We start from the raw sequence: 12,792 nt of genomic DNA, 5'->3' as shown, positions 1-12,792 counted from the left end.
CAGCTAAGCTCAACCTATCATCACGACAGGGAATCGACATGAGCAAGGCAGACGAGCTAGCGGCCAAACTGAGGAAAGCCCAGCAAACCCGCGCGGATACCGACAACTGCGCCGACCTGGCGATCGAGCACTGGCCCGCCCAGGTCTACGAACTGTATCGCCAGATCGAAATCTGGCTGGCGCCCGTGTGCGAGGCGGGCCTGGACATTCGGCGCAACCCCACCCATGTATTTGAAAGTCATTCCAGCGGTTCGACGTACAGCTACGCCATCGATCAATTGGTGATCGAAGGCAATCATCACCGCATTTCATTCGACCCGATTGCGCGTTTCTCGTCCAAGGGAGAGGGCTGCATTGAAGTCCATATGAAGGGGCAGGAACACTGCATCGTGCGCACACTCGGCGAACATGGTGAATCGCTTTGGCATATCCAGGCCCTGCGCCAGACCGGGCAACCGCGTCTTGAACCCACCATGCTGGACGAGGACACCTTGCTCACGCTGGTAGAGCAAGGCCTGGGGCTTTAACGCAAATGGGCGGCCCTTGAGGTCGCCCATTTCGTTGGAGAACCCACTAGAACTGCGGCGCTGATTCGACGGTTGGATCGCTCCCTGGCACCGGTAGCGTCAGTTCCTCCACCGGCCTTCCCACGAGTTTATGCAAGGCATTGTCGATTTCGTCAGCCGCACCTTGCGCGTATCGGGTATCCGCCCAGCTCCAGTACGGATCGAACATCAGCCCGCCGAGCCATAGGGCGCTGCATCCGTAGTCGATGAAAACTCCCGGAGCGCTGACCGAGCGGCCAGCACCGCAAGAACAGCGGCAACGCCCAACACCGCCGCACTGGTTTCGAAGGTCGCGCGATAGCCACTCAGGTCGAACAGAAGGCCGCCCACTGTCGCGCCCGCGGCGATGGCGAGTTGGACGATCGCCACCATCAGACCGCCGCCGGCTTCGGCATCTTCCGGCAGCGTTCGCGAAAGCCAGGTCCACCAACCTACGGGCGCCGCCGTGGCCACCAGGCCCCAAAGGCCGAGCAGGAGGGTCGTGATCGTGACCGACCCACCGAAGCCCACCAGGGCAATGGCAATCGCGGCCATCAACAGCGGGATGACGATGAGCGTCCGATAGAGGTTGTTTTTCAAACAGGCGCCGATCAGGAAGGTGCCCAGCAAACCCGCCACACCGATCACCAGCAGCATGAAGGACAGCATGGAAACGCTCACCTGTGTCACCGTTTCAAGGAACGGGCGCAGGTAGGTGAACAACATGAACTGGCCCATGAAAAATGTGCTGACCGCCAGCATGCCCAGCGCGACCGGTGCCCGGGCCATCAACTTGAAGACATTGGTGCTGCCCTGCTTCGCCTGCGAAGGCATGGAAGGCAGGCGTAACAGCAGCCAGACCAGGGCGATGGCGGCGACGGGCACGATGCAGAAAAACGCGCCACGCCAACCGATGATCGCCCCCAGGAAACTGCCCAGCGGCGCAGCGACCACCGTCGCCAAGGCATTGCCGCCATTGACGATGGCCAGTGCCTGCGGAACCTGATCGTCCGGCACAAGCCGCATGGCCGTGGCCGCCGACAGCGACCAGAAACCGCCAATCGCCACGCCGATCAACGCGCGACCGAGCATGAATACCGGGTAATTCGGCGCGAACGCCACCACGGTGCCAGAAACAATCATCAGCAAGGTCAGCCCCAGGAGAAGCCATTTGCGATCGACCCGGGCGGCGATCGATGCGATGAACAGGCTGGTGATCAGGGCAAAGGCGCCAGAGACGGCAATGCCTTGGCCGGCCTGCCCTTCGCTGACGTGAAGATCGGCCGCTACCGGCGTCAGCAAGCTGACTGGCATGAACTCCGAGGCAACGAGCACGAATGCGGCGAGGGCCATGGCAAGTACCGCGCCCCAGGCGGGTTGGACTTGTGGCGATGAGTTATCGGTCATTGGAGAACAATCCTGTGTTTCTTGATGGATCTGTGGGCAGATTGACGGCGGCATATCCAACATCACCGTCTCAGGCAGACCGCTATCGCGAGCAAGCTCGCTCCCACAGTTTTGAATGGGGGTGTTCATGCATTCGTGCCTGCCACCTATTCCCCTGTGGGAGCGAGCTTGCTCGCGATGACGGCGGCACATCCAACATCACCGTCTCAGTCTCAGGCGGACGCTATCGCGAGCAAGCTCGCTCCCACAGTTTTGAATGGGGTGTTCATGTATTCGTGCCTGCCACCTATTCCCCTGTGGGAGCGAGCTTGCTCGCGATGACAGCGGCACAGCCAACATCACCGCCTCAGGCAGAGCGCTATCGCGAGCAGGCTCGCTCCCACAGTTTTGAATGGGGGTGTTCATGCATTCGTGCCTGCCACCTATTCCCCTGTGGGAGCGAGCTTGCTCGCGATGACAGCGGCACAGCCAACATCACGGCCCCAGGCAGCCCCCTTTCGCGAGCAACCCGGTGGCTCTCTATCAGCCGACCAAGGTCGCGTTATCGATCACGAAGCGATACTTCACATCGCCCTTGAGCATGCGTTCGTAGGACGCGTTGATCTGCTCGGCCCGGACCAGTTCGATGTCGGCAACGATGCCGTGCTCTGCGCAGAAATCGAGCATCTCCTGGGTCTCGGGGATGCCGCCGATCATCGACCCGGCGAGGGTGCGTCGCTTCATGATCAGGTTGAACACATTCGGCGAAGGATGCGCAGTTGCCGGGGCGCCCACCAGGGCCATCGTGCCGTCGCGCTTGAGCAGCACCAGCAGCGCGTCCAGATCGTGAGGGGCCGCCACGGTGTTCAAGATGAAATCGAAAGTCTTGGTGTGCGCGGTCATTTCTTCAGCATTGCGCGACACAACGACCTCGTCGGCCCCCAACTGCCTCGCATCCTCGCGCTTGGACTCGGACGTGGTGAACGCCACGACGTGAGCCCCCATCGCATGGGCGAGCTTGATGCCCATGTGACCCAGCCCCCCAATGCCAACCACACCGACTTTCTTGCCCGGCCCGACGTTCCAGTGGCGCAGCGGCGAATAGGTGGTGATGCCTGCGCAGAGCAGCGGCGCGACGGCGGCAAGCTGGGCTTCGGGGTGACGAATGCGCAACACATAGCGCTCATGCACCACGATATTTTGCGAATAGCCACCCAGCGTCCAACCGGGCTCATCCGGGGTTGGGAAGTTGTAGGTCCCGATCATCCCGTCACAATAGTTTTCCAGGCCGCTGTCGCAGTCGTCGCAATGCTTGCAACTGTCGACGATGCAGCCAACGCCCACCAGGTCGCCAGTCTTGAAGCCGGACACATGGGCGCCCACCGCCGCGACCCGACCGACGATTTCGTGGCCCGGTACGCAAGGGAACTGGGTACCCGCCCACTCGGCACGCACCTGGTGCAGGTCCGAATGGCAGATACCACAAAAAGCGATGTCGATCTGGACGTCGTGGACGCCCGGCGTGCGACGAGTGATCTGCAGGGGTTCAAGGGGCTTGTCGCCCGCGTGGGCGCCATAGGCTTGTACACGCATCAGAAGACTCCTTGCTGGATTGAATGAGGTTGTATCTTCAGGGTTCAGCCCGGTCGACCGGTAGTGCATTACGCTGAGATGCTTGCCTGATCCTATGAGTGTTTCTATTGCGTATAGGCAGCGCTTCGCTTGGCGAGTTAATGTTCTGCCTATAGCGCTTGAGCTCAGATGACACCCGGACCCGACATGGCCATCCAACGCAGATCCGTACAAGAGACTCTAGCCGCCATCATCGGCGCCCGGACCCCACGCGCGGGGGACTTTGAAACGCCCATCGCCGGCCTCGTCTTCTTCCGGCGTGACGCCCCGGCGCCGCCGGTGACTTGCATGATCGAACCGAGCATCGTGCTGGTGGTTCAAGGCGAAAAGCAGGTCTGGATCGGCGGCGAAGCCTATGGCTACGACACCGGGCGGTTCCTCATGACCTCCCTGGACATCCCGGCCAATTCCGAGGTGATGCAGGCCAGCCCGGAACAGCCCTGCCTGGGCCTGGTTCTGAGGCTCGACTTGCGCACGGTGGCCGATCTGATCGCCCAAGGCAGCCTGTCACCGCCGCGTGATCGAGCAGTCGGGATCGGCGCGGGAATCGGCACCGCAACGCCGGACCTGCTGGAACCGTTCGCGCGCCTGCTGGGGTTACTGGATGAGCCCGAAGCGCTTCCCATCCTGGCGCCGTTGATCCAGCGCGAGATTCACTACCGGCTGCTGCTCAGCGACCAGGCCGCCCGACTGCGGCAGATCGTTTCGGTCGATAGCCAAGGCTACCGGATCGCCAAAGCCATCGACTGGTTGAAATTGAACTACACCGAACCCGTGCGCGTAGACGACCTCGCGGCGCGGGTGCAAATGAGCGCGCCGACGTTTCACCACCACTTCCGACAGCTCACGGCGATGAGCCCGCTGCAATACCAGAAGTGGCTGCGGTTGAACGAAGCAAAACGCTTGATGCTCAACGAGCACGTGGATGTGGCGAGTGCGGCCTTCAAGGTGGGCTATGAAAGCCCTTCCCAGTTCAGCCGCGAATACGCCCGCTTGTTTGGCGTGCCGCCCAAGCGGGACATTGCGGCGCTGCGCGGGCCGGCCAACCACATCAAGGCGGTTTGATTGAGCCAGGCCTGATTCAGTGTGGCGAGGGAGCTTGCTCCCGCTGGGCTGCGGAGCAGCCCCTTTTTGTGAGCGCTTCGCACTCAAGCGGGAGCAAGCTCCCTCGCCACAGGGGGCCCATTTTCAAGCATCAAATCGCAGTAAGATCCTCAGGAGTTTTCAGGGCTCTCATTGGCCTCACAGGCTTTTGCGCCAACGCCACACACTTCAACGCCAGAATCATCGTCGGATCAACCAGTGCCACCCTGTGCCCATTGATATCCAACGCCTCGCAATGCGCCAACACCAGCGGCAACTCCGTACACCCCAGGATCAACACCCCCGCCCCCAGCTCGCACAAATGCTCGGCCGCCAGCAACAGCTGCTCCTTGCAGAGTCCCTGCGTGAAGCCAGCCTTGATACCCCGCGGTCCATAGATGGCGTCCATGACCATCGCCTGGTAATCGACACCTGGAGTGAGGACCTGGAGCCCGGCATGGCGCGCCGCCTGGTGATAGACCTGGCTCTGCACCGTACCGGAAGTCGCCAGCAGGCCAATCGCCTTGCCCGAACCATAGGTCCGCGCGATCCACTCCACCGTCTCGCTCAACATGTTCACGATGGGCACCCTCAGGTGCGCCTGGATCCGCTCGACGAAGGCATGGGCGGTGTTGCAGGGAATCGCAATGGCGTTGGCGCCGGCACTTTCGAGACGTTTGCACGTGGCATACATCGCCATCGTCGGGTCGGTTTCATCGCGCAGCAGGTTGGCCGTCCGGTCCGGTATCTGCGGGTTTTGCTCGACCACCATCTTGATGTGGTCCTGGTCCTTTCCCGCCGGGGTATTGGCCACCACCTTGGCCATGAAGTCCACCGTGGCGGCAGGCCCGACGCCTCCCACGATGCCCAGTTTGAAAGGTGGGCGCCTGGGCTGCTGGTCCAGCGTAGCGAAGTCGGCGTAGATCTCATTGACGTCCAGCACGGTGATCCCGCGACGCTGCAAATCGGCACAAACCAGGGACAGCTCGGTCATGCCGGGCAGGATCACCGTCGCACCCTGGGCCTGCAACGAGAGGCACGCCTGGTAGACCGCTTCAAGCGGCACGCCTTCGAGATGACCGTCCTTGATGCCGTTGAGACCGTACATCGCCTCCATCAACCCCGCTTGAGCGTCTGCGTCGGGGTAAACAATCTGGAAGTCTTTGCCGAAATGTCGCTCGAACAATCCGCAATGGCGCACGAAATCGGAGGCGATCACCCCTAACGTCGTCTGGGGCAGCACCGTGTGGCTGACGTGCCGGGTCAAGGCGGCCATCATGTCCAGCACGGGAATGCCCAACTCCTCCTCGATTTCGGCGCGAAAGGTATGGCTGGCAAAGCATGGGAGCATCACCGCATCGAAGCCACTGTCCTCGAACGACTTGCACACCTGGAACACATAGAACTTACGCGACGTCATGCTCGCGCCCTGGTCCAACGGCAGCAGCACGTCCTTGAAGGGGTGCTGTTCGAACAGGAAATGGTAGCGCCCCTGATCCTCGAGCACCGCCCGGGACTTGACCAACTTGTAGAACAGATCGCCCCCGGCCAGTGACCCAAGCCCACCGACGATGCCCAACTTGCGCACCACAGAAGCCTTGTGACTCGACTGCGCTTTAGCCTTCATGAACGTCTCCTCAAGCCACCGGCACCGGCTCGGATCGCGACCGAACCGGGGCATGTGCGCCCTCGTCCTCGTCGGCCTCTTCCTGTGGTTCGGACTTGGCGACCACCGCCGTCGCAATACTGTTACCCACCACGTTGGTGGCGGTGCGGGCCATGTCGAGGAACTGGTCGATGCCAATGATCAACAGCAGCCCCGCCTCGGGAAGATTGAACATCGGCAACGTGGCCGCGACCACGACCACCGAAGCCCGCGCGACACCGGCCATGCCCTTGCTGGTGATCATCAGTGTCAGAAGAATCAGCAACTGCTGGGTGAAACTCAAATCAATGTTGTAGGCCTGGGCGATGAACAGGATGGCGAACGCCTGGTACATCATGGAACCGTCGAGGTTGAACGAGTAACCGAGGGGCAGCACGAAGCTGGACACGCGTTTGGGCGCGCCAAACTTCTCCAGCGCCTCGATGGTTTTCGGGTAGGCGGATTCGCTGCTGGCGGTGGAAAAAGCCAGCAGAATCGGTTCGCGAATGAGCTTGCCGAGGTGAAAAACCGAGCGGCCGAGAAACAGGTAGCCAGCGCCGAACAGCAGCGCCCAGAGAATCATGATCCCCAGGTAGAACTCGGCGATCAGCTTGCCGTAATCCACCAGCAGGCCAAGTCCCTGGGTGGTAATGGCCGAGGCGATGGCGGCAAACACCCCAATCGGCGCGAACGCCATCACGTAGTCGGTGATCTTGAACATCACCTTCGCCAGCTCTTCGATGGAATCGGTGATACGGGTGTAACCCGCCCGTTTCACGCCGGCCAGTGCAAAGCCGAAGAACAGCGAAAACACCACGATCTGCAGGATCTCGTTGTTGGCCATCGCTTCGGCAATGCTGCGCGGAAACACATGACCGATGAACGCCTTGAGGCTGAAGTCGCCGGTATTGACCGGCACGGCAGCCGTTGCGTGCTGGGCCACGTCCATGTTCAACCCGGCACCGGGTTGAAACAGATTGACCAGACCCATCCCGATCAGCAGCGACACGAGTGAAGCAGTGACGAACCAGGCCATCGCCCGAGCCCCGATCCTGCCAACGGAACGGGAGTTGCCCATGCTGGCGATACCGCCCACCAATGTCGCGAAGACCAGGGGCGCGATGATCATCTTGATCATGCGCAGGAAAATGTCAGTGACCATCGAGAAGTAACCGGCGATCTCTTTGGCACTTTGCTCGCTCCCTGCGAAATGGTGACACGCCCAACCAACAAGTACGCCCAGGGCAATGCCCATTGCAATTCGACGTGGGAGCTTATTCTTCTTCACGGTGCTGTCCTCAAGTAGTTCTTGGAGTTTTTTACTTGGCAGGATCGATTCTAAGGAGCGGATCCGGAAGGATGATGAGTAATCCAGCTAACCCCATGCGCTTTTGGAATAATTAGCAAAAGGCCGCGCTGGGCCGGGGGATTGCGCAGTAAAATCGTGCGCTCACAACGGGGATTCCGATATGCAACTCAAATGGCTGGATGACCTTCTGGCGATTGGCGAATGGAAAAATTTCTCCCGCGCCGCCGAGGTGCGTTGCGTGACGCAATCGGCCTTGTCCCGGCGTATCCGCTCACTTGAGGAATGGGTGGGCGTCAAGCTGGTGGACCGGGGCACCTACCCTGTCCAACTCACACCCGCGGGAGTCACCTTCTGCGATGAAAGCCGAGAGGCCCTCGCCGGATTACTGAGGTTGCGCTCGACGCTGCGCGACGTGGAACGAATGCCCGGACGCTCGATCCAGATCACCGCCGGCCACAGCCTGTCGATGACCTTCCTGCCCAAGTGGCTCTCGCAGTTCCAGCAACACAACGAACAGTTCAACGCCCGGGTGGTGGCCGCCAATATTCATGACGCCGTCATTGCACTGGAGGAAGGCAGTTGCGACTTGATGATGGTCTACCACCATCCGCTTGCGCCCATCCTGCTGGACCCCGAGCGTTTTGGCAGCCTGGTGCTCGGCCACGATGCGTTCATCCCCCTGTGCGCGCCCAACCGCAAGGGCGCCCCGCTGTTCCGCCTGCCCGGCCGTGCTGGCAAACCGGTCCCCTACCTCGCCTATACGGCAACGACATTCCTGGGGCGCGTGGCGGACATCGTCATCAACAACGGCCCTGAACCGATCGCGCTGGAGCGCTGTTATGAAGCGGACATGGCGATGCTGCTGATGCGCATGGCCATCGAGGGCTACGGCGTGGCCTGGCTGCCGCAGAGTGCGGTGGCCGACGAGTTGGAACGTGGGCTGTTGGTGCGGGCCGGTGGCGAGCAATGGAGCACGCGATTGGAGATTCGCTCGTACTGTGCGATTGCCAATCGCAACCCAACGATGCGTAAGCTGTGGAAGACCTTGGAAGGCGCTTCGCTGCAGCGGCCGGGCAGCGCACCCTCTGCGCCAGAAGGTGCGAACTGATCGGTGGAGGCTACGCGTTCAAGCCGATCCAGCCATGGATCCCCACGTAGAGACCGACGCCGATGATCAGCAGACTCGACAGGTAAGGTGCCCGGCGAGCAACGGTGCCCAACCAAGGCCAGCGATTGGAAGCCTGCCGTGCACCAATGGCCGCCGCCGCCCCCACGGTCACCAGGGTAATCGCCAGGCCGATGCTGAAGCACAGGACAAGCAGACCGCCCAGCGCGACTTCTTTGACTTGCAGGCACAGCAGCAGCACGGTAATGGCCGCGGGGCAAGGAATGAGCCCGCCCGTCAGGCCAAACACAATGATCTGGCCGGTGGTGACCTCCCGATTGGTGAAGCGCCTGCGGATATCGTTGGCATGTGCCTGCTCGTGGGCGTCCTGATAACCCTCCAGCGACAGCGCCAGGCCTTTGGGGTCGGGATGCCCGTGGTCATGTTCGTGGTGGTGATGATCGTGATCGTGATCGTGATCGTGATCGTGATCGTGATCGTGATCGTGATCGTGATGATGGTGGTCATGTCCCTGTTGGAACCTGAACATCCGCTCGCCACGCCAGGTACGCCACAGCATCCACAGCGCGATGGCAACAATCAGCGCAGCAGACGCCAGCTGGAAATAAGGCTCGGTGGTTTCAGCGTCCAACCCCTGGCCCAGGTACATGCCGCCGATGGCGACCAGCCACACCACGGCGGTGTGGGACAGCGTCGCGGCCAAACCCAGCAACACCGCCTGTTTGACCGAGCCCCGAATCGCCACGATAAACGCCGCCATCATGGTTTTCGAATGACCAGGCTCCAGGCCGTGCAAGGCGCCCAGCAAGATAGCGCTGGGGAAATACAGCCAGGCGTGAGTGCCACCCTGTTGCAGCAGTTCAGCAAAATTGGGCATGTCGGGCCTAGAGGTACTTAGTGATTTGTTTGAAAGCTTCCAGCGGCGCGCGCTCGCCTTTATGCAACGACGAAACGGTGTCCTCCAGGCAGTGATCGATGTGATCCTGGATCAACGTCCGCTTGGCCTGGCACACCGCTTTCTCCACCGCATGCAACTGCTGGGCGATATCCACGCACTCACGGCCCTCTTCGATCATCGTGATAATGCTGCGCAAATGACCGTCCGCGCGCTTGAGACGCTTGACGATCGCCGCATGGCTTTGGTGGGGATGTTCGTGGTCCTGCTCAGTCATGGTTTGAGCCCTGGGTTTCGATGAATTTACCCCGCCATCCTATCCCCCCAGGGGGGATACAAGCAACCCCATCAAAACGCCAACTAACTGTGGGAGCGAGCTTGCTCGCGATGACGACAGCACATCCAACATCGCCACCAACTGCCCCACCGCTATCGCGAGCAAGCTCGCTCCCACAGAGGATTGAGGGTGTACGCAATATCTGTGAACACCCCGAAAAAAACTGTGGGAGCGAGCTTGCTCGCGATGACGGCATCACATCCAACATCCTCACCAACGGACCCACCGCTATCGCGAGCAGGCTCGCTCCCACAGGATTGCAAACTGCACAGGGTGATGAGCAAGACAGTGCAGGCGACCTCGTGAGGTCGCCTACTTCCCTTACAGCGCCAAAACCTGCGCCTGCAGTCGCCGCCCAATCACATCCAGCAGATCACACCCATCGCGCAGGGGGATCGCTAGCACTTGGGCGAAATCATGGAGTATCACGGCGTCCGTACTGATGTCGGAACGCATGGCGAGGTTTTCCAGCAACTGGGTGACAGCGGCGATGCGGTAAGCGGCCGTGTCGTGCAGCACATCCAGCGGTGCTTCTGTGTCGATCAGGAGCGCGTGGAAATTGTTTTCGATACCGGTGATAGGCATGTAACGGGACATGAGGGGTTACTCCTGCGGGGATGGGAGGTCAGTGGCGGATTGGGATGCCGCTGGCAAAGGGAGCGAATTCGGGATCGAGATTCGGATATTTGGCAGGAGATATTCTTGGGCGACGCTAGACGAAAGCCACCTTGGATAGATTGTGGTTTTCGGAGGGTTGGGGGTGAGCTTTTTCATTGGCTTATATCCTAGATTATGTAAAGGAACTGCCTTCACCACTTCCACATGGTGGGTGGCAGCCGTACGCGGGTGTGGAAGACCGAGAATCTAGGACCCGGCGCACCCGAAGGTGCCCCGCGTACAGCCGCCGTAATTTAACAGCAGACCCAGGAAAAGCGTCTGCTTTTTAATTTAGCGGCGCAACGCGCTAGATTTTCGTGAGGGCTTCCACACCCTGCCGCTGAATTTGCAGCGACGGAGCAAACTTAGCGCACGGGGTGATCGGGTGGATAGTCAGCGGGGAGCGACGCGTCTTGAGGGAAATTTCCGATGGGGGCGTCCGGCGATGGATTGAGCAGCACAGCTATGAGCACAAGGAAAAATCTCGAAACGAATGAGCGCTCAACGCCTTTCGTCCAGGCCGCAACATAGGCCACGCCAACGGGATGGGCTATAATCCGCCCACCAGCGCGATTTGAGGTCCAGCCCATGGGCAACGTCAGCCTTGAAACCAAAAAGGCCTATGCCGCCAGGACGCGTAGATCGAACTACGCAGCCAGCCTCCGTCTGGAAGGTTTCAAAACGACCTTCGCCGACGGCGAACGCAAAATGCCAACGCGTGAAGAGGTCTTGAAGGCCTTCACCCAGACCAGAACCTGATGGCTGACAAATATGGAGTCGGCGAGGACGCTTATTGCTATCCCGGCTCCACGGTCCTTCGCAACAAACTCGATATTCGAGACGAACCGACCCTAAGCGAAGCCGAACAACAGCTCTCGGCCATCGCAGCGGACAACGTCGAGTTCAGCCCTCCTCCCTACAGCCTGGCCTACCTTCAAAACATTCATCGAATCCTCTTTTCAGACCTGTTCGAATGGGCCGGAGAGTTGCGCACCGTCGGCATGTCCAAACAAGCCACCCGCTTCTGCCAACCTGAGTACATGGAAAAGGAAGCCAGCAAGATCTTCACGGCCTTGGCAGCAGCAAACTGGTTCGAGGGCATGGAGCGAGCGGAGCTGATAGTCGTTGTGGCAGAGGCCTATTCCGACATCAACGTCGTACACCCCTTCCGCGAAGGCAACGGTCGAGCGCAACGCATCCTGTTTGAACACCTCATCATGAATGCCGGGTTTGAAATCAGTTGGTGGGGGATTGAGAAGGACGAGTGGATCTACGCCAATATCGCAGCGTACAACTGCGTGGTGGAGCCTATGGAACAGGTTTTTGAGAAGTGCATCGGGCAGGCGATTCAAGCTTGACCGTACGACGTTATCCCCCCCGCTCAGCGTCTTACTGTTTATTTCGCCAAGTGATACAGTCACCGCCAATCAACATCTGCTGAAGCACTGAAAATGTACAAGACGAGATCTTTCCCACCCAACAAAAAAGGTCGCGACTTTGTGGTGGGCGACATTCACGGGCATTTCAAACTTCTAACAGCAGCCTTAGACAAACTAAACTTCAACACTGAGCTGGATCGCATCTTTTCCGTGGGAGACCTCATCGACCGAGGTCCCGACTCCATGGATGTATTGAACTGGCTTGAGAAGCCGTGGTTCCATGCCGTACGCGGCAATCATGAGCATATGCTTATTGACTGTATCTCCGGCCATGGGGACATCCCCAGACATATCCGAAACGGTGGTGCCTGGCTCTACGAGTTACAACCCGACATTCAACAAGAACTATCAAAAGCCCTGCAAGCACTTCCATTGATCATTGAAATCAATTTACCAAGCGATCAAACAATTGGAATAGTTCATGCCGAAGTTCCTGTCATCCGAAGTGACGATGGATGGCAGGAAGCCAAAGACGCTATCACTGGAAATTCTGGAGAGTCACATCAACGGCAAGCCTTGAAAACAGCGCTGTATGCAAGAGAGAAAATCGAGCAACAAGACCTCACTTCCATTAAAGGGATAGATCGGCTCTATGTTGGGCACTCAACAGTACCCCGTGTTATACACCTGGGCAACGTCGTTTATATCGACACCGGCTGCTCATTTTCCGACGGTGCATTGAGCCTGGTAGACATCCAAACCGAAACCATAATCAGCATAAGCATGAGCCAGTGAGAA

General features: G+C 59.6%; 13 protein-coding genes. 6 read left to right on the top strand and 7 right to left on the bottom strand.

Annotated elements, in window-relative coordinates; all coding sequences use genetic code 11:
• Positions 1-38 precede the first annotated feature (38 nt).
• Positions 39-527, top strand: coding sequence for a hypothetical protein (locus QMK47_RS10630; RefSeq protein ID WP_258690752.1), 489 nt, complete (start codon positions 39-41; stop codon positions 525-527).
• Positions 528-734: 207 nt separating this feature from the next.
• Here the strand turns inward: QMK47_RS10630 and QMK47_RS10625 are convergent, their stop codons facing one another.
• Positions 735-1,952, bottom strand: coding sequence for an MFS transporter (locus QMK47_RS10625; RefSeq protein ID WP_320390154.1), 1,218 nt, complete (start codon positions 1,950-1,952; stop codon positions 735-737).
• Positions 1,953-2,474: 522 nt separating this feature from the next.
• Entirely contained in the window at positions 2,475-3,524 is a 1,050-nt protein-coding gene (locus tag QMK47_RS10620; RefSeq protein ID WP_320390153.1) for an NAD(P)-dependent alcohol dehydrogenase, read from the bottom strand.
• A gap of 186 nt (positions 3,525-3,710) precedes the next feature.
• On the opposite strand from QMK47_RS10620, the gene QMK47_RS10615 reads away from it, so the two are divergent.
• Complete coding sequence (locus QMK47_RS10615) at positions 3,711-4,628, top strand: AraC family transcriptional regulator (RefSeq protein ID WP_320390152.1); 918 nt, start codon at positions 3,711-3,713, stop codon at positions 4,626-4,628.
• Between the two features lie 130 nt (positions 4,629-4,758).
• On the opposite strand, the gene QMK47_RS10610 is transcribed toward QMK47_RS10615, so the two are convergent.
• On the bottom strand, positions 4,759-6,273 hold the full coding sequence (locus tag QMK47_RS10610; RefSeq protein ID WP_258690748.1) for an amino acid racemase: 1,515 nt from the start codon (positions 6,271-6,273) through the stop codon (positions 4,759-4,761).
• A gap of 10 nt (positions 6,274-6,283) precedes the next feature.
• The gene (locus QMK47_RS10605) at positions 6,284-7,579 is read right to left on the bottom strand and encodes a dicarboxylate/amino acid:cation symporter (protein ID WP_258690747.1); all 1,296 of its coding nucleotides are present in this window, start codon (positions 7,577-7,579) and stop codon (positions 6,284-6,286) included.
• Between the two features lie 181 nt (positions 7,580-7,760).
• On the opposite strand from QMK47_RS10605, the gene QMK47_RS10600 reads away from it, so the two are divergent.
• Positions 7,761-8,708: a LysR substrate-binding domain-containing protein gene (locus QMK47_RS10600; RefSeq protein WP_258690746.1), complete on the top strand. Its 948-nt coding sequence runs from the start codon at positions 7,761-7,763 to the stop codon at positions 8,706-8,708.
• A 10-nt stretch (positions 8,709-8,718) separates the two neighbouring features.
• Here QMK47_RS10600 and QMK47_RS10595 read toward each other — a convergent pair whose 3' ends face one another.
• From QMK47_RS10595 to QMK47_RS10585, 3 genes are all read right to left on the bottom strand, one after another.
• The gene (locus QMK47_RS10595; RefSeq protein ID WP_320390151.1) at positions 8,719-9,603 is read right to left on the bottom strand and encodes a nickel/cobalt efflux protein RcnA; all 885 of its coding nucleotides are present in this window, start codon (positions 9,601-9,603) and stop codon (positions 8,719-8,721) included.
• Positions 9,604-9,610: 7 nt separating this feature from the next.
• A complete protein-coding gene (locus QMK47_RS10590) occupies positions 9,611-9,898 on the bottom strand; it encodes a metal-sensing transcriptional repressor (protein WP_258690744.1) in 288 nt (95 codons plus the stop codon).
• Positions 9,899-10,279: 381 nt separating this feature from the next.
• Positions 10,280-10,555 carry a hypothetical protein gene (locus tag QMK47_RS10585; protein ID WP_018610006.1) on the bottom strand — a complete coding sequence of 92 codons (276 nt, stop codon included), beginning with the start codon at positions 10,553-10,555 and terminating at the stop codon, positions 10,280-10,282.
• 648 nt (positions 10,556-11,203) lie between these two features.
• Here QMK47_RS10585 and QMK47_RS10580 point away from each other — a divergent pair.
• From QMK47_RS10580 to QMK47_RS10570, 3 genes are all read left to right on the top strand, one after another.
• Positions 11,204-11,374 carry a YhfG family protein gene (locus QMK47_RS10580; protein ID WP_003199786.1) on the top strand — a complete coding sequence of 57 codons (171 nt, stop codon included), beginning with the start codon at positions 11,204-11,206 and terminating at the stop codon, positions 11,372-11,374.
• A complete protein-coding gene (locus tag QMK47_RS10575) occupies positions 11,374-11,973 on the top strand; it encodes a putative adenosine monophosphate-protein transferase Fic (protein ID WP_320390150.1) in 600 nt (199 codons plus the stop codon). Before QMK47_RS10580 ends, QMK47_RS10575 begins: the two co-directional genes overlap by 1 nt.
• Before the next feature lie 93 nt (positions 11,974-12,066).
• Positions 12,067-12,789 (top strand): metallophosphoesterase, encoded by a 723-nt coding sequence (locus QMK47_RS10570; RefSeq protein WP_320390149.1) that lies wholly within the window; start codon positions 12,067-12,069, stop codon positions 12,787-12,789.
• Positions 12,790-12,792 lie beyond the last annotated feature (3 nt).

The sequence above is a fragment of the Pseudomonas sp. P9_35 genome, from assembly GCF_034008205.1.
GTDB lineage: Bacteria > Pseudomonadota > Gammaproteobacteria > Pseudomonadales > Pseudomonadaceae > Aquipseudomonas > Aquipseudomonas kilonensis.
This window is presented reverse-complemented; position numbering and strand designations above follow the sequence as displayed.

Coding starts and splice junctions, on each gene's coding strand:
- QMK47_RS10630 (WP_258690752.1), top strand. CDS start 39: ATGAGCAAGGCAGACGAGCTAGCGGCCAAACTGAGGAAAGCCCAGCAA.
- QMK47_RS10625 (WP_320390154.1), bottom strand. CDS start 1,952: ATGACCGATAACTCATCGCCACAAGTCCAACCCGCCTGGGGCGCGGTA.
- QMK47_RS10620 (WP_320390153.1), bottom strand. CDS start 3,524: ATGCGTGTACAAGCCTATGGCGCCCACGCGGGCGACAAGCCCCTTGAA.
- QMK47_RS10615 (WP_320390152.1), top strand. CDS start 3,711: ATGGCCATCCAACGCAGATCCGTACAAGAGACTCTAGCCGCCATCATC.
- QMK47_RS10610 (WP_258690748.1), bottom strand. CDS start 6,273: ATGAAGGCTAAAGCGCAGTCGAGTCACAAGGCTTCTGTGGTGCGCAAG.
- QMK47_RS10600 (WP_258690746.1), top strand. CDS start 7,761: ATGCAACTCAAATGGCTGGATGACCTTCTGGCGATTGGCGAATGGAAA.
- QMK47_RS10595 (WP_320390151.1), bottom strand. CDS start 9,603: ATGCCCAATTTTGCTGAACTGCTGCAACAGGGTGGCACTCACGCCTGG.
- QMK47_RS10590 (WP_258690744.1), bottom strand. CDS start 9,898: ATGACTGAGCAGGACCACGAACATCCCCACCAAAGCCATGCGGCGATC.
- QMK47_RS10585 (WP_018610006.1), bottom strand. CDS start 10,555: ATGTCCCGTTACATGCCTATCACCGGTATCGAAAACAATTTCCACGCG.
- QMK47_RS10580 (WP_003199786.1), top strand. CDS start 11,204: ATGGGCAACGTCAGCCTTGAAACCAAAAAGGCCTATGCCGCCAGGACG.
- QMK47_RS10575 (WP_320390150.1), top strand. CDS start 11,374: ATGGCTGACAAATATGGAGTCGGCGAGGACGCTTATTGCTATCCCGGC.
- QMK47_RS10570 (WP_320390149.1), top strand. CDS start 12,067: ATGTACAAGACGAGATCTTTCCCACCCAACAAAAAAGGTCGCGACTTT.